The sequence below is a fragment of the Paenibacillus sp. FSL R5-0378 genome, from assembly GCF_038009285.1.
In the GTDB taxonomy this organism is placed as follows: Bacteria; Bacillota; Bacilli; order Paenibacillales; family Paenibacillaceae; genus Paenibacillus_AQ; species Paenibacillus_AQ favisporus.
In genome coordinates, this window is sequence record NZ_JBBPAY010000001.1 from 5,113,524 (window position 1) to 5,135,759 (window position 22,236).

General features: G+C 53.6%; 20 protein-coding genes. 7 read left to right on the forward strand and 13 right to left on the reverse strand.

Going from position 1 to position 22,236, the window contains the following annotated elements:
• Positions 1-109: 109 nt before the first annotated feature.
• The 3 genes from MKY74_RS23665 to MKY74_RS23675 all read left to right on the forward strand — a co-directional run bounded on the left by MKY74_RS23665 (position 110) and on the right by MKY74_RS23675 (position 3,697).
• On the forward strand, positions 110-1,342 hold the full coding sequence (locus tag MKY74_RS23665; RefSeq protein ID WP_076171653.1) for an aminopeptidase: 1,233 nt from the start codon (positions 110-112) through the stop codon (positions 1,340-1,342).
• A gap of 182 nt (positions 1,343-1,524) precedes the next feature.
• Positions 1,525-2,754 carry an aminopeptidase gene (locus MKY74_RS23670; protein WP_076171651.1) on the forward strand — a complete coding sequence of 410 codons (1,230 nt, stop codon included), beginning with the start codon at positions 1,525-1,527 and terminating at the stop codon, positions 2,752-2,754.
• 178 nt (positions 2,755-2,932) lie between these two features.
• Positions 2,933-3,697 carry an SDR family NAD(P)-dependent oxidoreductase gene (locus MKY74_RS23675; protein ID WP_432206609.1) on the forward strand — a complete coding sequence of 255 codons (765 nt, stop codon included), beginning with the start codon at positions 2,933-2,935 and terminating at the stop codon, positions 3,695-3,697.
• A 109-nt stretch (positions 3,698-3,806) separates the two neighbouring features.
• Here MKY74_RS23675 and MKY74_RS23680 read toward each other — a convergent pair whose 3' ends face one another.
• From MKY74_RS23680 to MKY74_RS23690, 3 genes are read right to left on the reverse strand one after another with little or no spacing between them, the layout of a single operon-like run.
• Positions 3,807-4,706, reverse strand: coding sequence for a hypothetical protein (locus MKY74_RS23680; RefSeq protein WP_341013004.1), 900 nt, complete (start codon positions 4,704-4,706; stop codon positions 3,807-3,809).
• Between the two features lie 24 nt (positions 4,707-4,730).
• Positions 4,731-5,429, reverse strand: coding sequence for an AlkZ-related protein (locus tag MKY74_RS23685; protein WP_084203945.1), 699 nt, complete (start codon positions 5,427-5,429; stop codon positions 4,731-4,733).
• A 21-nt stretch (positions 5,430-5,450) separates the two neighbouring features.
• Positions 5,451-6,389, reverse strand: a complete 939-nt coding sequence (locus MKY74_RS23690) for a helix-turn-helix transcriptional regulator (protein WP_076171649.1) — start codon at positions 6,387-6,389, stop codon at positions 5,451-5,453.
• A gap of 292 nt (positions 6,390-6,681) precedes the next feature.
• Here MKY74_RS23690 and MKY74_RS23695 point away from each other — a divergent pair, with 292 nt between their 5' ends.
• Positions 6,682-7,164, forward strand: a complete 483-nt coding sequence (locus MKY74_RS23695; protein WP_076171647.1) for a zinc ribbon domain-containing protein — start codon at positions 6,682-6,684, stop codon at positions 7,162-7,164.
• A gap of 99 nt (positions 7,165-7,263) precedes the next feature.
• Here MKY74_RS23695 and MKY74_RS23700 read toward each other — a convergent pair whose 3' ends face one another.
• Both MKY74_RS23700 and MKY74_RS23705 read right to left on the reverse strand, forming a co-directional pair.
• On the reverse strand, positions 7,264-8,268 hold the full coding sequence (locus tag MKY74_RS23700) for an aldose 1-epimerase (RefSeq protein WP_076171644.1): 1,005 nt from the start codon (positions 8,266-8,268) through the stop codon (positions 7,264-7,266).
• 60 nt (positions 8,269-8,328) lie between these two features.
• Positions 8,329-10,611, reverse strand: coding sequence for a histidine kinase (locus MKY74_RS23705; RefSeq protein ID WP_076171642.1), 2,283 nt, complete (start codon positions 10,609-10,611; stop codon positions 8,329-8,331).
• A gap of 281 nt (positions 10,612-10,892) precedes the next feature.
• Here MKY74_RS23705 and MKY74_RS23710 point away from each other — a divergent pair, with 281 nt between their 5' ends.
• Positions 10,893-11,480: an RNA polymerase sigma factor gene (locus MKY74_RS23710; RefSeq protein WP_076171639.1), complete on the forward strand. Its 588-nt coding sequence runs from the start codon at positions 10,893-10,895 to the stop codon at positions 11,478-11,480.
• On the forward strand, positions 11,461-12,273 hold the full coding sequence (locus MKY74_RS23715) for a DUF4367 domain-containing protein (protein WP_076171636.1): 813 nt from the start codon (positions 11,461-11,463) through the stop codon (positions 12,271-12,273). Before MKY74_RS23710 ends, MKY74_RS23715 begins: the two co-directional genes overlap by 20 nt.
• Before the next feature lie 78 nt (positions 12,274-12,351).
• Here MKY74_RS23715 and MKY74_RS23720 read toward each other — a convergent pair whose 3' ends face one another.
• From MKY74_RS23720 to MKY74_RS23745, 6 genes are all read right to left on the reverse strand, one after another.
• The gene (locus MKY74_RS23720; protein WP_076171633.1) at positions 12,352-12,867 is read right to left on the reverse strand and encodes a hypothetical protein; all 516 of its coding nucleotides are present in this window, start codon (positions 12,865-12,867) and stop codon (positions 12,352-12,354) included.
• A 178-nt stretch (positions 12,868-13,045) separates the two neighbouring features.
• The gene (locus tag MKY74_RS23725) at positions 13,046-14,011 is read right to left on the reverse strand and encodes an ABC transporter ATP-binding protein (protein WP_076171631.1); all 966 of its coding nucleotides are present in this window, start codon (positions 14,009-14,011) and stop codon (positions 13,046-13,048) included.
• Entirely contained in the window at positions 14,004-14,987 is a 984-nt protein-coding gene (locus MKY74_RS23730; protein WP_076171628.1) for an ABC transporter ATP-binding protein, read from the reverse strand. Before MKY74_RS23730 ends, MKY74_RS23725 begins: the two co-directional genes overlap by 8 nt.
• A 14-nt stretch (positions 14,988-15,001) precedes the next feature.
• A complete protein-coding gene (gene opp4C, locus MKY74_RS23735; protein WP_076171625.1) occupies positions 15,002-15,931 on the reverse strand; it encodes an oligopeptide ABC transporter permease in 930 nt (309 codons plus the stop codon).
• Between the two features lie 15 nt (positions 15,932-15,946).
• The gene (locus tag MKY74_RS23740) at positions 15,947-16,903 is read right to left on the reverse strand and encodes an ABC transporter permease (protein ID WP_076171622.1); all 957 of its coding nucleotides are present in this window, start codon (positions 16,901-16,903) and stop codon (positions 15,947-15,949) included.
• An 81-nt stretch (positions 16,904-16,984) separates the two neighbouring features.
• Positions 16,985-18,739: an ABC transporter substrate-binding protein gene (locus MKY74_RS23745; protein WP_076171620.1), complete on the reverse strand. Its 1,755-nt coding sequence runs from the start codon at positions 18,737-18,739 to the stop codon at positions 16,985-16,987.
• A 288-nt stretch (positions 18,740-19,027) separates the two neighbouring features.
• Here MKY74_RS23745 and MKY74_RS23750 point away from each other — a divergent pair, with 288 nt between their 5' ends.
• A complete protein-coding gene (locus MKY74_RS23750) occupies positions 19,028-19,480 on the forward strand; it encodes an SRPBCC family protein (protein ID WP_076171618.1) in 453 nt (150 codons plus the stop codon).
• Positions 19,481-19,643: 163 nt separating this feature from the next.
• Here the strand turns inward: MKY74_RS23750 and MKY74_RS23755 are convergent, their stop codons facing one another.
• Together MKY74_RS23755 and MKY74_RS23760 are read right to left on the reverse strand one after the other, a co-directional pair.
• Positions 19,644-20,561, reverse strand: a complete 918-nt coding sequence (locus MKY74_RS23755) for an ArsR/SmtB family transcription factor (protein WP_076171615.1) — start codon at positions 20,559-20,561, stop codon at positions 19,644-19,646.
• A 287-nt stretch (positions 20,562-20,848) separates the two neighbouring features.
• Complete coding sequence (locus MKY74_RS23760) at positions 20,849-22,156, reverse strand: hemolysin family protein (protein WP_076171613.1); 1,308 nt, start codon at positions 22,154-22,156, stop codon at positions 20,849-20,851.
• Positions 22,157-22,236 lie beyond the last annotated feature (80 nt).

The window sequence follows — 22,236 nt, forward strand, 5'->3', positions numbered from 1 at the left end:
GAGGCGGCCGTTTCCATCAAACGGCAGAGCTTATGTTTTCATTATGCGGAACAATTTAGTACAATACTACTTGTGTCAGTTGATAACCAGTATCTGGAGGGATGAATCCATGACCGATTTCATCAGTCAATTAAACAAATATGCCGATCTTGCCGTCCGTGTAGGCGTCAACGTCCAGAAGGGCCAAACGCTGGTCGTCAACGCATCGATCCAGTCGGCGGAATTTGTCCGCTTAATTGTGGAAAAAGCGTATGATGCGGGCGCCAAGCTCGTCAAAGTCAATTGGAGCGACGAAATCGTTACCCGTCTGCAGTATGAACGGGCCGACGATGAAGTTTTCGCGATTCCACCGAAATGGTTTGCAGGGGAAATGATCGAACTCGTGGAAAACGGGGCAGCCGTGCTGCACGTGATTGCCGAGAACCCGGATTTGCTGAAGGGGATCAAGCAGGAACGGATCGCCATGAACCAAAAAACACGCGGCCAGGCGATGGCTCCTTACCGCGCTTACCAACAGGCGGACAAGTTCAGCTGGTCAATCGTGGCTGTCCCTTCGCCGGAATGGGCTGCAAAGGTGTTCCCTGACGCTCCCGAATCCGAACGGGTGCAGAAGCTGTGGGAAGCGATTTTCCATACAGTTCGCATCGATCAGGAAGACCCGGTCGGTGCCTGGAAACAGCATCTGGCCACGCTGGAGGATAAATCGAACATCCTGAACGCCAAAAAATATAAGAAGCTCCACTATATCGCACCGGGAACCGATCTGACCATCGAGCTTCCGGAAGGACATATTTGGGCAGCCGGCGAGAGCATCAACGAGAAAGGACACAGCTTCGTCGCCAATATGCCGACTGAGGAAGTGTTCACCGCGCCGCTGAAGACGGGCGTAAACGGCACGGTGCGCAGCACCAAGCCGCTGAGCTATGGAGGCAACATCATCGAGAACTTCTCCATTACATTTGAGAATGGCCGGATCGTAAGCGTCAGCGCCGAACAGGGGCAGGAAACGCTGGAGCATCTCGTCGAAATGGACGAAGGCGCGCACTACCTCGGCGAGGTTGCGCTGGTTCCGCATCAATCACCGATTTCCGAGTCGAACATTTTGTACTTCAATACGCTTTTTGACGAAAACGCCTCCAACCATTTGGCGATCGGCAGCGCCTACGCCTTCTGTGTTGAAGGCGGCAAGGACATGAATCAGGAGCAGCTTGCTGAGCGCGGTCTGAACACAAGCGTAACCCATGTCGACTTTATGATCGGCTCGGGGGAAATGGACATTTTCGGCGTTAACGCCGACGGTTCGGAAGAGCCTGTATTTAAAAACGGAAACTGGGCATTTTAAGGACTGACTCCAATCGGTCCATTAATGCTGTGAATCCTTGTTCTGCATACGATGAAATATTGGAGCCGCAAGAGCCTTCCTGAAGCGATGACAGGAGGGCTCTTTTGTAGTCAGGTGTTTTATTTATCCAGTGGTTAATTTATAATGGGGAAGAATTGAATACATATGTGGAGGTAGAGCCTATGCTCTCGTTCGAAGACAAATTAAACAATTATGCCGAGCTTGCCGTCAAAATCGGTGCAAACGTGCAGCCCGGACAAACGCTGGTCGTGAATGCAACGATCGACGCCGCCCCGCTCGTTCGCCTGATCGTCCGCAAGGCGTATGAGATCGGCGCCAAGCTCGTCAGAGTCAATTATACCGACGAGGCGGTCACCCGGCTCCGGTACGATCTGGCACCGGCGGAATCTTTCCTTGAAGCCCCGACTTGGTATGCGGGTGAAATGACCGAGCTCGCTGAGAACGGAGCCGCTTTCCTGACCGTTCTCTCCTCCAGTCCCGACCTGCTCAAAGGAGTAGAGCCTGGAAGAATCGCCGATTATCAGCGCACTTATGGTCAGGCGATGGCGAAATACCGCCAGTTTCAGCAGGCGGATAAAATGAGCTGGACGGGCGTTGCCTTCCCTTCCCCGGACTGGGCCGCGAAGGTGTTCCCGGATGCGCCGAAGGATCAGCAGGTCGGCAAGTTGTGGGACGCCATCTTCCATGCGTGCCGCGCGGACCGCGAAGATCCGATCGCCGCTTGGGAAGAGCATATCGATACGCTGCAGAAAAAATCGGATGAGCTGAACGCCAAAAAGTATCAAAAGCTGCATTTTACGGCGCCGGGCACGGATTTGACGATCGAGCTTCCCGAAGGCCATATTTGGGCCCAGGCGGGCAGCGTCAATGAGCAGGGTACGGCGTTTGTCGCCAACATCCCGACTGAAGAGGTGTTTACAGCCCCGCTCAAAACCAGCGTGAACGGAACCGTGAGCAGCACCAAACCGCTCAGCTACGGCGGCAACATCATCGACCGCTTTACTCTGACATTCGAAAACGGCCGTATCGTAGATTACAAAGCGGAAGAAGGCCAGGACACGCTCGCACGCCTGATCGAGATGGACGAAGGCTCCCACTATCTTGGCGAGGTAGCCCTTGTACCGTTCCAGTCTCCGATTTCACAAAGCAACATCCTGTACTATACGACTTTGTTTGATGAGAATGCTTCCTGCCACCTGGCAATCGGCAGCTCTTACGCCTTCAATATACAGGGTGGTAAGACGATGTCCCAGGAAGAGCTTGAGTCCCATGGCATGAACCAGAGCATCACACACGTCGACTTCATGATGGGTTCTCCCGAAATGAACATTACCGGAATCACCCATGATGGCAAAGAAGAACCGGTGTTTGTCAACGGAAACTGGGCTTAATTCTCTGGCAGTACCCCTGACAGTCGCATGACCGACGGGGTGCTTTTTTTGTTTACAAAATGCCGCCCCCTCCCCACCTCCCGTTCAGGTATAAACATGGATTCCATTTGACGCTCTCGGATCCCGGTGGTACGATTTGTACGAATTTACCTACCAGGGGAGAGGAGCAATCCGTTCAATGATATCCATAGATCTTACGGGGAAAAACGCTTTGATCACCGGCGCCTCCGGCCAGCTTGGACGGGTCATGGCCCGTACACTGGCCCGTGCCGGGGCCGACATAGCCGTCCACTACCGCGGCAACGAACAGAAAGCGCTGGAGCTGAAGCAGGAAATTGAGGCGCTGGGCCGGCGCTGCATCGCCGTTCAGGCCGACATCACCGATGCCGCATCAGTTACGGCGATGAGAGACCGCCTGTTGGGAGAGTGGCAGGCCATTGACATCGTTGTCGCAAACGCTGTCATTCAGTATGAATGGACCAGCGTGCTGAATCAGCCGGCCGAGGATTACCGGAGCCAGTTCGAATCCTGCGTGCTGCAGAACGTTCTTTTGGCCAAAGCCTTCATCCCGGCCATGATCGAGCGCAAGCAAGGTCGGATGATCGGGATCAACACCGAGTGCTCCATGCAGAACTTCCCCGGCCAGTCCGCTTACGTTGCCGGCAAGCGCGGTATGGACGGCGTGTACCGCGTGCTTGCGAAGGAGGTCGGCGAGCATAACATCACGGTCAATCAGATCGCTCCCGGGTGGACCATCAGCGACCGCGACCGGGAGAATAACACCGAGATCAGCGAAGGGTATTCGAGCAGCGTTCCCCTCAAGCGCCGGGGCACCGACCAGGAAATTGCCAATGCGGTACTGTTCCTGGCGTCCGACTTGTCGAGCTTTATCACCGGGGCTTACATTCCGGTGAACGGCGGCAACGTCATGCCGGCCATTTAGATGCTACATACTAAACTTTATCAAAGCATGGACAGCAAAAGGACAGCCGGATGCTGTCCTTTTACTGTTTGTCATATATCATTCCTATTTTCTATATGAAAAGACGCTGCTACAGCCTGCCGTATGCCTGCAGTGTGATCAGCCGGTTGACCGTGATCAGCCCCCGCCACTCCGTCCCATTGCCCGGGCTGATGGATGGGAAAGACACCTTCCATCCGCCATCGGCCTCCTGCTGTTTTTCCAAATCGTCCAGGTGGCGCTCAATATCCGCCGGGGAGATCAGCTCCGCGGCGTAGCTGGCCGGAACAGGCGCCCAGTCCAGCACTTTATGGACATAGCCTTCCGCCTGGGGGTCAAGCTCGATGACGCCCGGCTGGCGTAGCCAGCGATTCAACTCCTCCTGCAACGCAGATGCCCTTCCCCGATCGGGGGCATATTGCAAAAAGGTAATGCATTGGTGCAGGTCATGATAATCCGTCTGATCAGCCTGGGGAATCCGGTTCCAGATGAATTCCGCGCTTCGCGTGAACCATTCCTCTTGCTTGAAATCGTTCACAGCCGTCTGCTTGTAGAGCAGACCAAGAATATTTCCGGTTGGATTCAGCGATGCCTGCTGGTCGTCCTCCGTTATCCACCAAGGAGCATGTGGAGCATCATTAACGGACAGCAGCGCCCGGGGGAAACCGCCTGTGGCCGGGACGGTAATCGATTTGAGATATGCCGCGATTCCCGCGATGATATCCGCATCAAACCGGTTCGCCTCGTCCATGATCCAGAGCGCCTGCTCCACCGCCACAGGCTGACTTGCGGATGTGCGCATATCAGGCTCCAAGGCGTTCCCGAACCCGCCGTCAGGATTTTGATAGGCTTTGAGCGCAGCAATAACCCCATCCGCGGAACCTCCTTCGAGCCCCAATTCATAACGCCGCCGGTCCAGCAGCCGCGCGTTGGCAAGCACGAATGCTCTGGCTTTTTCCAGACGGGCTGCCCTTCCTTCCATTGCTCCCATCAACAGTTCCTCCTTTAATTCTGATTAACGGATGCCGAACGCTTTATGCATGTACGCTGCTGCTTCCGGTGTACATGCATCCTCCATTTTCATCTTCAGCTCAGTCTGCGCCTGCTCTCTCGTTCCCCGGAACCGCTCGATACCATACTGACGCATCCAATCTTCTGCCGTCAGGTAGGAAGTGCTGCTCCAGCCGTTTTTCTCTCCGAGCAGGTTCCGCTTCTCCTTGACACCGGAAATGACGATGGCGAGTTGCCCCTGCAGCTCCGCCAGCGCTTGATCGAACTCCTTTTTCCGGTCCGGTGATTTCATGCCCGCGCGGGCCCGCAGCTCCCTCGTCTCGATTCCTTCGTCGTCCCGGATCAGCTGGTACAGCTCCCATGCCGGCTTGGATAGCAAGCCGTCCCGGTAAAGCTTCTCGGGATCCTCCTCACTGCCAAGCACCCGTTTCACCGGCGGAAACCAATCCGCCGCGATCAGCACCGCCTTCTTTTTGATGAATTTGCCGTAAGCCGCCGTCCCGTCGCCGGGAAACCGGGCGCGCCACAGCCAGGGATCCCGTTCGGTTCCCGTATGCCAATTCTCCTTGGGAGTGACCCCGTCCAGGGACGGATGTCCCGGGATCAAGCCGGCCAGCGGCAGGATGCCGATGCGGGCGATCAAATCGCAAGCGTCCTCGTAGCGTTCGATGTGCAGCGGTTTTTGTTCATTTTCCTTGAGCAATTGATCATCTCCTCCAACGTCTTATGTATGGTTTGCCTCATAGGCAGCCAGCAGACCCGCAGCCTTGGCGCAAACCTCCCGGCGAAGAGCCTCGGGCTCAAGCACCTCCGCCTCCGTACCAAGCGCGTAAAAAAGCTGCACGGCCCAATGCCACTCCGACACCGGCAGATGAAAATCCGCCAGCCACTCTTCGTTTCCGACCGCGCTGATTTGCTCTCCGACATGCTCGTCCCGCTCGACCTGAAGCATTCCGCGATAGGTTAGCTTCGCCCGGATATGGACCGTCTGCGGCTCCGACTTTCCTTGATGACGATCGCCATCGCCTTCACCAACTTCAGGCGGGTCTTCCGGACGAAGCTCCGTCATCCGGTCGATCCGGAAGATCCGCTGCTCCCCGTGGGTTTGCGAGTAGGCATCGCAGTACCAAAACCCGTTGGCGGCGTAAATCCTCAGCGGATGGATCAGCAGCCTGCGGCGGTTGTTCATCGAATGGTAAAACACCGATACCCATTGATTGCTGGAGGCATAATCCAGCAGCTCGTTCAAGTGCGGAACGGTATACTTACGCTTGGGCACCTCCACTTCCAGGCGATCCAGCATCGGATGGACCGTCTCCGCAGTTTCCCGGGGCAAGATGGCCTTGATTTTGTCCATTACGGTCCACCGCTCCGAATTGAATGGCGTGTCCGCGTAACGGGTCAGCCCTTCCAGCGCGAACAGCAGGCAGAGGGCTTCGCGGGAATTGAGCTGCAGCGGCGGCAGCTGATAGCCCTCCATCAGATAATAGCCGCCTTGGGGGCCGCTCACCGCGGCAAGCGGGATACCCATTTCAGAGAGGGCCTGCATATCCCGCAAAATGGTCCTCCGCGACACTTCAAGCTTGGCGGCTAGCCCCGCAGCCGTCTGATTTCCCTGCTGAAGCGCGATGAGTATCGCCATCAGGCGGTCCATACGGTTCATGTTTTTCACCTCTTCACGCTGTAGAATCATTGTATCAGCCTATTGGTGACAACTTGGATGTCACTAATGTTTGGCCGAATTTTCTTTTTCAACATAATGCAAAAGTTGTCGAATGTCGCCGTTTAAGGCGCTGGCGGGACTTTCCCTTCAGCCTCGGCTCAGTTATAATGCATTGGGAAGAGCCATACAATAGCATAAAAGCGAGTCAAACGACTGGACAGGATATGAAGAAACGCTGTGACCGACGCGGCGGCTTCATCAGAACATGGACGTAAGGAGGAGAATACCCGTCATGTCCAACTTTTTCAACAAAATCAAGCAGGGCGTTTCGGATGCCGGCAAGAAAGCGCAGAACACGGTTGAATCCACAACCCTGAAGTTTCAAGCGGCGGCGAAGGAAAAGGAAATCGAAAAAAACTATACGGAAATCGGCCGTATCGTCCATCAATCCTTGGAGAAACCGGACGGCACGATCCCCAGCGCGGAGATCCAGAAATACCGGGAGGCCATTTTTGCCTTGGAAGAAGAAGTGGAAGAGCTGCAGCGGAAAATCCAGCACCTGCAAAACCTGAAGGAATGCGGATGCGGCAAAATGCTTCCCGCGGACGCAACCTACTGCCCGTTCTGCGGACAGCAGTTCCATACGGTGGTCGTTCAGCCGGCAGCCGTTTCGAGCTCGATTCCTAAAAGCGCCTACTGCACCAAATGCGGAGAACCGGCCTCATTTTCAGATCATTTCTGCCGCAGCTGCGGTCATAAGCTTCAGCACGAGTAATTTATCTGTAAATCAGAGAACGCCGTATCCCTTACTGCAGCAGGGACACGGCGTTTTGTCGTTTATTCAAGAGTGGATCAGGAGGCCCGGCCGCGATGCTTAATTTCTTTTGAGCGCATACAGAAAGCTCGTCTCTTCCCACTTCTCGCCCGGGGTCAAGCCGAACAGTCCCATTTCCTCTGCGGGAATGTTTTTGATATTCGGAGCGTTGACGAGGTTGATCTGAGGCTCAGGGCAGAAAAATTTGCCGCCGGCGAACTGGTTCCAAACCATCCAGTGCTTATAGCTGGTACCTACGTCGTAAATCAGCACGTCGCCAGTGCGTGTATCCGTGAGCTCCATCCGGTTGCGTCCGTCCTGCGGTTCAGCCGTATAATGGAAGTCCATTTCAGTGAAGTAAGGGAACACGCCTTCTCCTTTGAGCTGCTCCTCTTCCGGAGACAGCGGCTGGAAAGCACCTGTCGGCAGCATCCGGTCATCCAGCTCTCGCCGCTGGCCGATCGTAATTTTAACCCGGTAATCCTTCGCTTCGCTTCCCGGCACGAACGGGGCATTGACCGCCGTATGGAACGCCAGAAGCACAGGCATTTTTTCCTTGCCGTCATTGGTGATCGTGACCTGCTGCCGCAGCCCTTCCCGGTTCAGGGAATATCGCAGCGTAATCGTGAAATCGAAAGGCAGGTACTTTTTATACAAATGCCCTTCTCCTACGCGCTGGGATACAACGACTGCGCTTTCATAATCGTCGCTGGTTATGTAATCCACGGTCCATGGGATCGTATGCATGTATCCGTGCAGCTGGTTGCCCGTGGCTTCTTCATTGATTGGGAATTGGTAGACTTTGCCCTCCCATTCGAATTTACCGCCATCGTAACGGTTGGGCGGAAACAGTACCGGAATGCCGTAAACACCCGGATTCGCCTTGAAATCTTCCATTTCACCGGCTTCCGGTTCCCGCAAAAACTTGAAGTTTTGCTCGGTATCCCGGAATAAAATCAGATTGGCGCCGATTTCCGGCAGCACTGCCGCTTCGTATTTTCCATGCTTCAGCCAGATCGCCTTTTCCCCATTAAAATCGCCTTCAAATGCCGCAAATTGTGTCAACTTGTTCTCCTCCTGTTCATGATTAAAAAGGAATGTTCTTCTAATATACCATTTGTGGCATTATACGAGAAGCACATCGATCCGGCTTGCCCCATGAATCAGCCGTTTCAGCATTCTTCGGCGTGCATATCTAGTCATGATTCCTTCTTCTGAGCGTCCTAGAATCATCTGAGTGGCATGGATCTGTTCGGCCTGTCCCAACACTTTGGCCGGCAGTCCTTTCCACCCGTCTGTTTCAAGAATGCCGAAATGCCCCTGCAAGCTTTCGGTCAACCCCTGCCACCGCCCCAGGTCACAATCCCGGCCTTCCATGCGGACGCAAGTCACGTGAAGCGCGGCCTTGAGGCGGTAAGCGATCCGAAATCCGCGCCGGATGAGGCGCTCGGCAGAGGTCCCGGGGAGGATACACACAAAGATCACCTCCTCCTTTCTCCAGGGTCCGCGAAGGGACATATTCCGCTGCCAGGACTCCAGCCGCTCGTCCACATCGTCGGCCAGTTCCCGGAGGGCCAGCTCCCTTAGCGCGATCAGGTTCCCTGTTCGGAAAAAGGAGCCCAGCGCCTGATCGACCTTGTCCGCCGCATAAATTTTCCCTTCCCTCATCCGCTCCTGCAGCGATTGCGGCGTAACGTCAATCAGCTCCACCTCATCGGCCATTGACAGCAGCGTGTCCGGAACCGTCTCGGAGACCCGGATGCCCGCGATGCGCTCGACGGCATCGTTGAGGCTCTCCAGATGCTGAACATTCAAGGTTGTTATAACCGAAATTCCGTTCTCCAGCAGAAGCAAAATATCTTCATACCGTTTGCGAAAACGGCTGCCGGGCATGTTGGTGTGAGGCAGCTCATCGACGAGCACAAGCTCCGGGCTTCTTGCCAGCAGCGCCTCAGTATCCATTTCGTACAGCGTAGTGCCTTTATAGGTAATCTCCTTCGGTGAAATAACAGGCAAACTGCCGACCTGCGCCGCCGTCTCCGCGCGCCCATGCGTCTCGAGCCACCCGATAACCACATCCGTTCCCTTGGCCAATATGTCATTCCCCTCACGAAGCATGGTGTACGTTTTGCCTACGCCGGGGGCAGCGCCAATATAAATTTTGAACCGTCCGCGCTCGATCCGCTTCACTTTCTCGTTCATTTCCTCGCGGCTGAGACGGTGATAACCCTTCCCCTGCTTGTTTTGCGTTCGGCGGGCCGGCAGAATCCGCGGTTCCCCTTGCGCCGTGCGGTCGGCTACCCAGAACACGTCGATGCCATGCGCATGCTTCAGAATGCCGTTCGTGACCGAACCCTGCCACAGTTCCTGCCAAGCGCTTTTCCGGGAATGCCCCAGCACGATCCGGGTCACTTTTTTATCAAAAGCATACCGGATCAGCGACTTGGCAAACCGTCTTGGAGCCGACAAAGGCAGCTCCTCCAGCTTGGCGTCCGTCTTGTCCGCCATTTTGTGCAAAGAACGCTTAAATGCCTCTTGCTCGCGTGACAGTGACGGCTTGGGCCGCGTAAAGACAACGACGAGCAGTTCGCCGTTCAGGCGCTTTGCGATTTGCTGTCCGCGCCGCACATAGATCGAACCGTTCCAATGGTATTGCGCCGCCACCAGAATACGCTCCGAGGCACCGGAAGGACCGCTGATGCCCTCGTGCTCGCGGAACTTCTCCAGCGACTGATTCACATCGTCGGCCATCAAGCGCAGCGCAAGCTCCCGAAGGAGGGCCAAATCCTTGCGGGTAAATGACGCCCCGTCCCGGCTGCTCTGCAGATGGCCTTCGTTCAACCGAGAGATGAGCGTTTCCGGAGAAACGTCGATCAGCCGAACCTCATCGGCCATACCCAGCGTCGTTAGCGGAACGGTTTCCCTGACCTCTACCCCGGTCCATTTGCGGGCAAGTTCATGAATGCTTTCAATTTCATACACATTGACGGTCGTGATGACGCTGATGCCGTGATTCAGCAGAAACTGGATATCTTCCAGCCGGGTTCGATGTTCGGCGTCCTTGCGGTTTCGATGAGCCAATCCGTCCACAAGCACAACTTCAGGATTTCGGCTAACAATGCCCGGCAGATTCAAATCCTTGTGCTCCGTTTCTCCTTCATTCCAGTGAATGCTGGGCACCCTCTCCAGGTCGGCGAGCTGCTTTTTCGTTTCCGTACGCTGCAGCGTGGACACCGCGCATATGACGACGTCAATTCCCTGGGACTTCAGGGTTTGACCCTCGCGGAGCATGTGATAGGTTTTCCCGGAACCGGTCACCGCCCCGATGATGATTTTGAGCCGCCCCCGCCGCAGTCTTTGGATTTCTTCGAGAATTTCTTCCGGCGATTTGCGTCTGTAGTCCCCCATGGCTCATGCCCCTTCTGCACATTGTTGATATGTGGAGAATCTTACCTGTTCACAGTCATCTTTGTAAAATCGTTCACCGCCGTTTTTGGATCACCCTGTATTGGTATTGCCCGATTTAGCGTCTTTTTCGGAAGAAAATACGGCTATTTGTGCCTGTTTCACCCTGTCTCTTCCGTATCCGTTTCACATGAAAGAATAGGCTAAACTGGACATATCATGTAAAATGGGAAAGATGAGATAAAACAGACGAGAGACGGGCGAATGGGAAAGAGGGGAAAACCATGCCGAACATGATCCGGCTTCTTGTGTCTACGGATTACAACGATCTCAGCCGGGATTTACAGGAAGAAATCTATTATGAGTACTACGATTATGCCTATGGCATGATCATGTATATCGTGAAAAACCATTCCGTGGTGGAAGATATTATCCAGGATGCTTTCATTAAGATCATCAAAAGCAAACCCGTGTTTGAAAATGAAGCCAAGCTGAAAGCCTGGCTCAAAGTCGTGACGCGCAACACGACCATAAATTATTTACGAAAAAATAAAAAGTACCGTAACCAAGTCGATGTGGAAGGTGTCTTTATGTATAAAGAAGAGATTGCGCAGCCGACGGTGTCGATCGAAAATACGGTAGAAACGAAATTCATGGAAGAATCGATTATTCAGTATTTAAGAGAATTGAAACCGGAATACCGGGTTCTGGTCGAGTATCGCTGGCGCAAAGGCCTGTCGTACCGGGAAATCGCCGATCTGCTTGAAGTTACCGAGGATGCCGTCAAACAACGTCTGTACCGGGCACGTGAAAGTATCAAGAAAATGCTCTTTAAGGAGTGGGGGGTAAAGGATGAAAAGCGAAAAATTTGAAGATTGGTTCGATTCCGCCTTCGAGAAGGCAGCCTCTTCAACTTCCTTGACGTCCGAAGATAGCAAGAAGGCATCTTGGAACAAGGTTCAAGCCCGGCTGAACGAAGTGAACCGTTCCCGCAGACGTAATCGGCACCTGCAGCTTGGTGGTGTGGTGGCCGCATCTTTCGTGGCCGGAGCGGTCATTTTTAGCTCCACAGCCGTGACGAAGGCAATTTCTCCCCTGCTCGACTCCATTGTTGACTGGGGAGACGGCGTTAAGAATGTGGTTTTTTTCCAAGACGACCAGTCTGATACGGGAGGGATCGCGAAAACCCCTCCCCCGCCAAATTATCTGGACGGGGAGCCGGAACCGCCCCTAGGGGATGGGAAAATCATTTCTTCGGAACAGGGTGTCCCAACAACGCGCCCGCTCAGTGAAGTGCAGAAAGAATTGAGCTTTACCATTCCGGATTTTAGCGGCCGAATTCCCGAGCGTTATCATTTCAAGCAATCCACCGTCATAGCAAAAGATCTCGAAACAAAGAAATATAACGAAATTACCATGCTTTATACCGGGCCAAAGGAAGACGATAATCTGTTCATTACTGTGAGCCGGATTCTCCCGAATTCTGGCACAGGCTATTTCACGAACGGTGAACCTGTCAAGATCAAGCTCAAGAACGGTTATGAAGCCTATTACACCGAAAGCAACATGAATTCGCTGATCATGAAATATAATAAGGTGCAGCTGATCATCATGACAAAGGCGAGTAAAGAGGAAATTCTCAACTTGGTCGAGCCTCTTCCCTAATGATTAATTTGTTGGCATATCCCTATTCAACGTGACCCAAAAGTGACCGCCCGCAGGCGGTCACTTTTATTTGTTATCCTATTTGGCCAACACTTGTGGGGAATACGTGGTGGTCTGTTCGAAAGCAGATCCTTGATATACGGTATGGTAGGCTTTGGCGCGGTAATAATATCCCGTGATCACCGTGCCGTTGTACTCCCCGGATATCGTGCTGTTTCCAGTGTCCAGGAACCGTCTCGTTTCCATATCGACCCATGCGGATCCAGTCCAGCGTTGCAGGGTTAGATCGACACCAATCTTGTCAACGCTCTGTTTGGCGAAAGTACTGGCCTTTAAAGCCACGGTTGTGCTATTGACGAGCGAGGCCGACGCATAGCAGTTGTTCAAGTATGTGAAAGACGCGAAGCTCGTGATGAAGTGTTCAGGAGGCGGAGGAGTGGTTAAGGCTCCCGGTTCTTTTACGGCGGCTGCGGAAATGTCCGCATCATCGGATCCGGCTGGTTCGGCACCCGCCCCGGTCGAGAGAAGCACACTGAGTACGGTAGTGGCGGCAATAATGGCTAGCAGTTTGTGGTTAATCCATTTCTTCGTCATGACTCTCACCTTTCCTTTAGGAAATATTGAATTTCACTACTATTAACGGCGGTCTCCTTTCAGAGGTTTCATCATTTTTTCATCATTTTCTTTGGTTTTTCTCACATTTTCATTAAAAGCACTAAAAAACCCCCGTTTCGATCGAAACGGGGGTTTCCCTTCCCCTAACAAGGGGCAGTTACACCAGGTGACAGGCAACGAAGTGACCGCCGCCCGCATCGCGGAATTCCGGCACCTCTTCTTTGCAGCGGGCCACCGCAAACGGGCAGCGCGTGTGGAACTTGCAGCCCGAAGGCGGATTGGAAGGGCTCGGAATGTCGCCCTTCAGCACGATGCGCTCCCGCTTCAGCTTCGGAATCGGAACCGGCACGGCTGACAGCAGCGCCTTCGTATACGGATGCAGCGGATTTTTAAACAGCTCATCCCGGGTCGCCGTCTCAACCATGGAGCCCAGGTACATGACGCCGATCCGCGTGCATAAATGCTCCACGACGCTGAGGTCGTGGGAAATGAACAAGTACGCCAGCCCGCGCGTTTCCTGCAGCTTGCGGAACAGGTTGATGATCTGTGCCTGGATGGATACGTCCAGCGCTGAGACGGGCTCATCGGCAATAATGAGATCCGGATTGAGCACCAGTGCCCGGGCTATTCCGATCCGCTGCCGCTGACCGCCCGAAAATTCATGCGGGAACCGGTCGATATGGTAAGAGGACAATCCACAGGATTGGAGCACTTCCAGCACCCGGTCGCGAATCTCGGCTTTGGGCACCAGGCCGTGATCCAGCAGCGCTTCGCCAATGGCGTCTCCGACGCGGATCCGCGGGTTCAGGGAGCTGTACGGATCTTGAAAAATCAGCTGCATGCTCGGCCGGAGCTTGCGCAGTTCCTCGGGAGGGAGGTCGTAAATATTGATGCCTTTAAACTTGACCTCTCCTGACGTCTTCTCGATCAGGCGGATGGCCGTGCGGCCAACCGTGCTTTTGCCGCTTCCGGACTCGCCGACCAGCCCGAACGTTTCACCCGGCCGGATCGTGATGCTGATATCGTCAACGGCCTTCACGTGACCGACGGTGCGGTTCAGCAGGCCTTTCTGGATCGGAAAATATTTTTTCAAATGGCTGATTTCAAGCAATGCATCAGACATGAACAACCGCCTCCTCATACAGCCAGCAAGCGGCTTTTTGCTGATCCGCAACTTCCTTAAGCGCCGGCTGTTTCGTTCTGCAAATGTCCATGCAGTGCGCACAGCGGTCATGGAAATAGCACGATTCGGTCAGATCCAGCGGATTCGGCACCTGCCCCGGGATCGAATACAGCTCATCCTGCCGCTGATTAATGATCGGCTTGGACTTGAGCAGACCCTGCGTATAAGGATGCTTCGGCGACTCGAACAGCTTCACCACTTCGCCTTCTTCCACGACTTTGCCGGCGTACATGACAACGACGTAATCCGCCATTTCGGCCACGACGCCCAGATCATGGGTGATCAGCATCATCGACATGTTCGACTTCTTTTTAAATTCGCGCAGCATATCCAGAATTTGAGCCTGGATCGTAACGTCCAGCGCCGTCGTCGGCTCATCGGCGATCAGCAGCTTCGGACCGCAGGAGATCGCAATCGCGATCATGATCCGCTGCAGCATACCGCCACTCAATTCATGCGGATAGGAATCGGCGATTTGCTCCGCCCGCGAGATCCCCACCTGCTCGATCAGTTCGATCGCACGGGCGCGGGCCTCCTTCTTGCTCAGCTTCTGGTGCACCATAAGCGGCTCCATAATTTGCTGGCCAATTTTCAGAACCGGGTTCAGCGAAGACATCGGCTCCTGAAAGATCATGGAGATGTCATTCCCGCGGATCGTACGCAGCTCGTTTTTGCTGAGCTTCAGCAGGTCCCGGCCGTCAAACTCAATGCTTCCGCCAACCACTTTACCTCCCGGTTCCTCAATCAGACCCATGATGGACATGGCGGTAACGCTTTTACCGCAGCCCGACTCGCCGACGACGCATACCGTTTCGCCTTCCCGGACGCGGAGGCTGACGTCATTTACGGCTTTGATCACGTTTTTGTCGCTGAAGAAATGCGTGCGCAGATGGTCGATTTTAATGAGATCTTTCATAGAACGCTGTTCACCTACCTCTTCTGTTTGGGATCCAGCACATCCCGGAGTCCGTCTCCAAATATGTTAATGGCAATGACCGTAATAAAAATAGAGAATCCTGGAGGAATCCACAGCCATGGATGCTCCTGAAAATCGATCAAATTGTTCGCCGCGTCGATCATATTCCCCCAGGTCGGTGTCGGCGGCATGACGCCGAGGCCGAAGAAGCTCAGCACCGACTCGCTGAGGATCGAACCGCCAATATTAAGCGTCGCAATGACGATCAGGAGCGGAACGATATTCGGCAGCAGGTGGTTGAACAGCTTGCGGCGGTCGCGCAGACCGAGCACCACGGCGGCCTGCATGAATTCGCGTTCGCGAAGGCTGAGCATCTGCCCCCGGACCATCCGAGCAAGTCCCGGCCAGTTGACGAGGCCGAGCATCAGCATAACGATATACATGCGGTAATTCGTCGGCACCTTCCATTCCGACAGCAGCGCGCCGAAAATAAACAGCAGCGGCAGTCCCGGAATGGTCAGGAGCAAATCAGCGATCCGCATAATGATTTGGTCCACGATTCCCCGGTAATAGCCGGCGATCGCGCCGAGCAGCGCACCGATAAACACGGACAGGAACATGGAAGCCAGACCTACCGTCAAGGAAATGCGACCGGCCTGAAGTACCCGCGTAAGCACGTCACGCCCGAGGGCATCGGTACCGAGCCAGTGCTTCATGCTTGGCGCTTTGTTCATCACATTCATATGAATCTTGTTATCGGCATAAGGCGAAAATACGGGCCCCAGGAAACAAGCGATAAACATGATGACCACGACGACAAGTCCAAAAATCGCCAGCTTGTTGTGCAGCAGTCTCCGCATCGACTGTTTAAATAAGGAGGAAGACTTCGGCGTCGTTGTTGGAGCCGGAACGGCATCGGTCATTGGTGTACTGTTAATGGCCATAAGCGTCTCCCCTCCCTAATGCAGCCGCACGCGCGGATCGGCGATGTGATAGAGCACATCCGACAGCAGCGTGCCGATGACCGTCAGAATCGCCAGCAGCATCGTGAAGCCCATGAGCAGCGGATAGTCCCGCAGGCTGAAGGACTGCATGTACAGCTGGCCGATCCCCGGCCAGTTAAAGATTTTTTCGATAATAATCGATCCGCCGAACAAGGCCGGCAGTTCAAAGCCAACCAGGGTGATGGCCGGCAGGAGCGCATTGCGCAGAGCGTGTCTGAACAGCACTTTGTCTTCCTTCAGCCCTTTCGCCCGAGCCGTGCGGATATAATCCTGCTTGATGACATCGATCATATTGCTGCGGAAATAACGCGTCAGCGAGCCGACGCCGAGCAGCGTCATGACGATCACAGGCAGCGTCATATGATGGATGACTTCCTTAATATAAGCCCATCCGGTCGCGTTGCTTCCCGTCGTTAACATCCCGCCCGGCGGCAGCCATTTCAGGTCGACGGCCAGAATCTTGATCAGGAACAGGCCTATGAAGAAGGAAGGGATCGACATAGCGGCAAAAATAGCCACCATCACGATCGTGTCAAACCACGAATACTGCTTATAAGCGGAAACGACCCCGATAATCACGGCGATAACCCAGGTCAAAAACGTGGATACGACCGCCAGCAGGAAGGAGTTCCAAATATACTGGTTAAACAGCTTCAGCACCGGCTGCTGCTGCGCCAGCGAGAAACCGAAATCTCCGTGAAATACGTTGTTCATCCATATGCCGTACCGTTCCAGCAGCGGCTTGCTCAGTCCGTAAATCTCCCTTAACTCCGCTTTACGTTCCGGGCTCAGCTTGATGTTGCTGCTGATGAAATCCCCCGGAGTCAGCGCGTAGAGGCTGAAGATCAAAAAGGATGCCGCAAACAGGATGACGATCATGTAAATGATACGCTTCGTCAAATAAGTGCCCATCATTCGCCTCCTAATTACATGGTCCCCCGCCGCAGAAGCGGCTGCTTCGCGGTCGGGGGACTCCATTGTGGGTCCTTCTGATTATTGTACCGGCTTCAGCGACCAGTCAGGCAAGCTGTTGGCAAGTCCGACGAACGGGCTGACCTTCAGGTTCTCGATGCGGCCGTTGTAACCGTACACCGTCTTCTTGTAGTTCGTGAAGATGACCGGCAGCTCGTCGTTCAGCAGCTGGAACAGCTCTTTGTAGATAGCCTTGCGCTCTTCGATGTCGGAAGTCGCGAGCGCTTTGTCATAGAGCTCTTTCACCTTCGGATTGTCGTAGGCTTTGATCTCGCCGTCGATAAACTGCATGACGCCGTCCGACGGATCCTGCAGCAGCGGAGTCGAGAAGGATACGAGATCGTAATCCCCGCTCTCCACTTTGGACACGAGGGAGTTGAAGTCGGCGAACACTTCCGGCTGGAAGTCGACACCGATCGCCTGGAAGTTCTCTTTAGCTACCGGAATAAAGATATCCGTCTGCTTGCTCTTCGAGCCCAGGTAGTGGATCGTCAGCTTCTTGCCGTCTTTCTCGCGGATGCCGCCTGCGCCCACTTTCCAGCCGGCTTCGTCCAGCAGCTGCTTGGCTTTTTCCGAATCAAATTTGTACGGGTTAATGCCGTCTTCGGTGTAAGCCCAGGAGATCGGCGGAGCCGGAATGTTGGCTACTGCCCCGGCGCCTTCGTTCGCGTCCACGTAGATGCTTTGACGGTCAAGGCCGTAAGCGATCGCTTGGCGTACTTTTTTATCCTTCAGCGCTTCGTGTTCCAGGTTGACCTGCAGGTAACCGTAGTTGCTGGCCGTGTAAGGCAAAATGTTGGTGAAGCCGAGGGACTTCAGCTTCTCGATATTTTCGGTTGTAGCCGGGAACGAAGTGTAGTCAATTTCTCCGGTCTCCAGGTACTGCCAAGCGTCGCCTTCGGACGTTTTATAAATGAAGTGCTCTGTTTTCGGCTTGCCTTTATAGTAGTTCTCATTGGCGACAAAACGGACTTCCTGGCCTGGAATGAATTTCTCCAGCTTGTATGGGCCGTTGCCGACCGGCGTTTGATGCAGGTTTTTGATGTAGCTCAGGTTGCCGAACTTATAATCCTTGCCGTAGTATGCCTTGGACAAAATGTTCGAGCCGAGCGTGACGAGCGCCGTTGCGTTCGGCTTATCCAGCGTGACGGAAATCGTCTGCGGATCGACCACCTTGATGCCGGAAATGCTCTTCGCCTTGCCATCCTTATAATCCTGCGCGCCCTGGATCGCGATCGTGCTCGGGATGATCGAATCGCCGTCATAGGACGGGTCGAAGAGGATCGTCCATGTAAACGCAACATCGTCAGCCGTCATTGGCGAACCGTCGCTGAATTTCAGATCCTTCCGCAGATGATATGTAATCGTCTTCTGATCTTCGGAAATATCCCATTTCTCTGCAAGGTCCGGAACCGGCAATCCCTTATCGTCCACCGTCACCAGCGAACCGAACAGCAGGGAGTTGACGTTGCCGTCATAACCGCTCTGGGTAAAATAAGGTGTGAACGCACCGCTTGGGTCGGTCAGCGCCACGATAATCGTGTCCGTACGCTGCTTGGCCACATCGGGCAGTTTGGACAAGTCGGCTGCCGTATAAGGCTCGGTCAGTGCAGAGGTTCCTCCGGCATCGGACGAAGCCGCTGTATCTTTTGTACCCTGCTCCGTTTGAGCCGTTCCGCTGGATGAACCCGTGTCATCACTATTGTTCGAGCATGCCGTAACCAGCATTGATCCGACGATCAACAGCGAAGTTAGCAAGTACACTCCTTTTTTCATCATCATAACCTCCCGTTTTTACTCACCATTCCGATGAATTAAGTATGATTTATATTTGTAGATGATATCGTTATTATAGAAACCATTTCGAGTTCTGTAAATAGAGAACTAAAAGTTTTTTTCTGAAAGTTTGTCATATGCGTTTTCTGTAAGGGAAATAGCCCGTTTCAACGTTGAGGAGATGTCCCCTGTTTGTTCCCGTTTTGGCATGACTTCGGCCTTAAAAATATGCTAGGATAAGGTAAATCATAGATTCATTGACGACTGGCCAAAGGAGACTTCATTACAGTGACCATTAAACACGAAATACTCATTGAAAAAGAGCTGGATCTGGTATGGAGGGCTTGGACGGAAGAAGACCGCGTTAAGGCGTGGCTGGCTCCTGCAGCACGGATTGAACCATGGGAAGGCGGCAGATACGAGCTGTACCCTAACCCGAATGATCAGACACCGACCGGATGCAAGCTGCTCAAATATGAGAAACCGCGGGTGCTGCAGTTTGAGTGGAAAGGACCTGAAATTTTTGCGGAGACGATGAATCTGGACGGGGATTTAACCATGGTGCAGGTCAATTTCAAACAGCTGGAGGACCTTACCCGCCTTAGCGTGATGCATATCGGATGGAAAAATACCCCGCAAGGCATGGCTGCAAGGCAGTGGCATGTCCGTACGTGGCTTCAGCTGCTGGACGAGCTCAAAGCGGGAATAGAGTCCGAAGATCATATACTTAGCCGGCCGTAAATGGTTAACGTACAAATAGCCTGGTTCCGTAACATCTACGGCCAGGCTATTTTTTATAATGATATCTGCTCGTATCTGTCTATACGACCCTGCTGCCGAATGACCCCTTCGTGTACTATGGTCCGGTCCCTCATGCTCTGCTGTTCCAATTGGTATCGAAGCTTCAGCCTTCTTCTATGTACCCGAGCAGTCGCTCCTGCATCTGATGGATGGCGCGTTTTCTCAGGCTGTATTCGGTCAGGTTCTCCCCTTCAAAATGGGCGTAGATCAACCCGGCGGTGCGCAGCTTTGAGATGTGGTCGTGGGTAATGCCTTTAGACAGCTGGACATGACTGACGATTTCCGTAAACGTCCGCGGTCCTCCATGCAGAAAGCGCAAAATTTTAAGCCGGCTTTTCTCGCCGAGACTGCGGATCATCCGCAGGTCATGGGTCGGAATATAATCATCGTCTCCCAAATAAATGCGGGAATTATAATGGCAGTATATTTTCCGTCCATAATGAGTCACCATGTTGACCGGTTGAAAATGGTACTGCGGAATGAGCACCAGCTCGTCCGCGCTGTCCACCGGTTTGAACAGCATGCCGTTGGTCGTCTCGTCGACAAAATCCGCCCGGTCCGCGTCCGTCAGCTGCTGCAGCCGCTCCTCTTTCTCCCGTTCCAGCGCCTGCAGAATGGCCGGATCCACGTTCCGGAAGTACTGCTCGTACCACTGCTCAAACATCGACCGCGTCCGGGCCAGGAAAACCTCCAGATCCTCGTCCGGAAACTCATTGCCGTTCGCCGTAAACAGCTGGACCAGGTCCTGAATCGTCAGGTTCTCCAGCCAGTCCAGGAATCCCTCGACGCCCCTGCCCTCCGGAACGAGGAGGCCCAGCAGGTAAGCGAAGCTCCACCAGTCGCCATTCACGAGCATCTCGTCCAGCATGGCGGCAAATTCCGGCTTGAGCTGTTTTTTGGTGGCCGTTGCCCACGAAGGGGACAGATCGATCTTTTTGTAGGACGCCCGGCAAATATAGGTATGAAGGCTGTTCATAAATTCATGTACGGGCTCGAATTTGATGTCAATGCGGTAATCCAATCCTCGGTTCCCCCTCTCAAATTAGTAATCATTATAACGTGAATGCTCCGTGATGTTCCACTCCTTTAACGAATCACCGTGCGATAGTCCAAACGGCATTCGTTCGAAATGCTGCCTTTTCAGCACATAATGGAACTCAATATAAGGATTTCTTATCGATTTACTAAGAAAAATTGAAGACCCAACCTGTGAATATAAAGAGCACAGCGCCGCAGCACTGTGCCCTTTAGAAAGCACCCGCCAATCCGCGGACTGCTCCCGTGAACTTCTCCCTATATGTTACAACTCTACGCGCCCGCTTCCTCGACCATGACCTCTGGCTTCAGGAGCTTAATCCTTGAAATGCGCTTATTATCCGTTTCTTCCACTATGAAAATGTGGCCGTCCAGTTCTGCCGACAGTCCTCGCTGCGGAGGAATCGCCTCGATGCGTGAGTACAGCCAGCCGCCGATCGTATCGTAATCGGATGTATCCAGCTCCAGACCAAAGCGTTCGTTAATTTCTTCAATCAGCATCAATCCGTCAATCGAATATTCGTCGTCGCGGATTTTCTCGATTCCCGGACGTTCCTCGTCGAATTCGTCCTGAATTTCACCGACGATCTCTTCCATAATGTCTTCCAGGGTAACCAGCCCGGATGTGCCTCCATATTCGTCAATCAGGATGGCGATCTGGGTTTTGCCCCGCTGCATCAGTTTCAGCAATGCGCTGATCTGGATGGATTCGGGCACAGTCAGGATCGGACGTATCAAAGTATTGTATTCAAGCGTTGTGGAATGTAATAAGTCTTTAATGTGCAGGAAGCCGATGATATGGTCCTTATCCCCGTCACAGACAGGGTACCGGGTCCGCATGCCTTCATAAGCGATCTCGAGATTCTCCTCCCGGGACAGCTGAGTATTCAGACAGATCATCTCCGTTCGGGGAATCATGATTTCCCGTCCGGTCGTTTCCGCAAATTCGAATATGTTATCAACCAGTGCCATTTCCGTATTGTCAATGAGTCCGTTTTTGTTGCTTTCTTTCATCAGAATGCGGATTTCTTCCTCCGTATGCGCCGAGTCCGACTCGGAAGCCGGGGCGACACGGAACACCCGCAGCAGGCTGCCTGCCAATCCGTTCAATACCCAAATGAACGGGTACATCAATTTGTTGAAATAGATCATGATGGCCGACGACATGAGCACGACCGATTCCGCCTTGCGGATGGCCATCGTCTTCGGCGCCAGTTCTCCAAGCACAATATGGAGAATCGTAATGAGCAGGAATGCAATGACGACCGCAATGCCGTGTACAGCTGCTTCGCCAAAACCTAGCGAATGAAGCAAAGGTCTGAGAAGCGTCGCGACCGCCGGTTCGCCGAGCCATCCAAGCCCCAGCGAAGCGAGCGTAATGCCCAGCTGGCATGCGGACAAATACGCATCCAAATTGTTGACGATCTTGCGGGCATACACCGCGCCTCGTCGTCCTTCTTCCACCAAGGTCTCTACCCGGCTGCTCCGGACCTTGACCATGGCAAATTCAACCGATACAAAAAAACCGTTCAATAATACGAGTATAAAAACCCATATCAAACTCGGTAAGGGGTCTCCCAATCTGCTTCCTATTCACCGTCATCCTTGACCGGCAAATAGGTACACCTCCTTCGTAAGTTAAAATGGTGAACCACCGTTAT

Excerpts from the sequence above, each read along its gene's own strand:
- MKY74_RS23665 (WP_076171653.1), top strand. The coding sequence starts at position 110 with ATGACCGATTTCATCAGTCAATTAAACAAATATGCCGATCTTGCCGTC.
- MKY74_RS23670 (WP_076171651.1), top strand. The coding sequence starts at position 1,525 with ATGCTCTCGTTCGAAGACAAATTAAACAATTATGCCGAGCTTGCCGTC.
- MKY74_RS23675 (WP_432206609.1), top strand. The coding sequence starts at position 2,933 with ATGATATCCATAGATCTTACGGGGAAAAACGCTTTGATCACCGGCGCC.
- MKY74_RS23680 (WP_341013004.1), bottom strand. The coding sequence starts at position 4,706 with ATGGGAGCAATGGAAGGAAGGGCAGCCCGTCTGGAAAAAGCCAGAGCA.
- MKY74_RS23690 (WP_076171649.1), bottom strand. The coding sequence starts at position 6,389 with ATGAACCGTATGGACCGCCTGATGGCGATACTCATCGCGCTTCAGCAG.
- MKY74_RS23695 (WP_076171647.1), top strand. The coding sequence starts at position 6,682 with ATGTCCAACTTTTTCAACAAAATCAAGCAGGGCGTTTCGGATGCCGGC.
- MKY74_RS23705 (WP_076171642.1), bottom strand. The coding sequence starts at position 10,611 with ATGGGGGACTACAGACGCAAATCGCCGGAAGAAATTCTCGAAGAAATC.
- MKY74_RS23710 (WP_076171639.1), top strand. The coding sequence starts at position 10,893 with ATGCCGAACATGATCCGGCTTCTTGTGTCTACGGATTACAACGATCTC.
- MKY74_RS23715 (WP_076171636.1), top strand. The coding sequence starts at position 11,461 with ATGAAAAGCGAAAAATTTGAAGATTGGTTCGATTCCGCCTTCGAGAAG.
- MKY74_RS23720 (WP_076171633.1), bottom strand. The coding sequence starts at position 12,867 with ATGACGAAGAAATGGATTAACCACAAACTGCTAGCCATTATTGCCGCC.
- MKY74_RS23725 (WP_076171631.1), bottom strand. The coding sequence starts at position 14,011 with ATGTCTGATGCATTGCTTGAAATCAGCCATTTGAAAAAATATTTTCCG.
- MKY74_RS23730 (WP_076171628.1), bottom strand. The coding sequence starts at position 14,987 with ATGAAAGATCTCATTAAAATCGACCATCTGCGCACGCATTTCTTCAGC.
- opp4C (WP_076171625.1), bottom strand. The coding sequence starts at position 15,931 with ATGGCCATTAACAGTACACCAATGACCGATGCCGTTCCGGCTCCAACA.
- MKY74_RS23740 (WP_076171622.1), bottom strand. The coding sequence starts at position 16,903 with ATGGGCACTTATTTGACGAAGCGTATCATTTACATGATCGTCATCCTG.
- MKY74_RS23745 (WP_076171620.1), bottom strand. The coding sequence starts at position 18,739 with ATGAAAAAAGGAGTGTACTTGCTAACTTCGCTGTTGATCGTCGGATCA.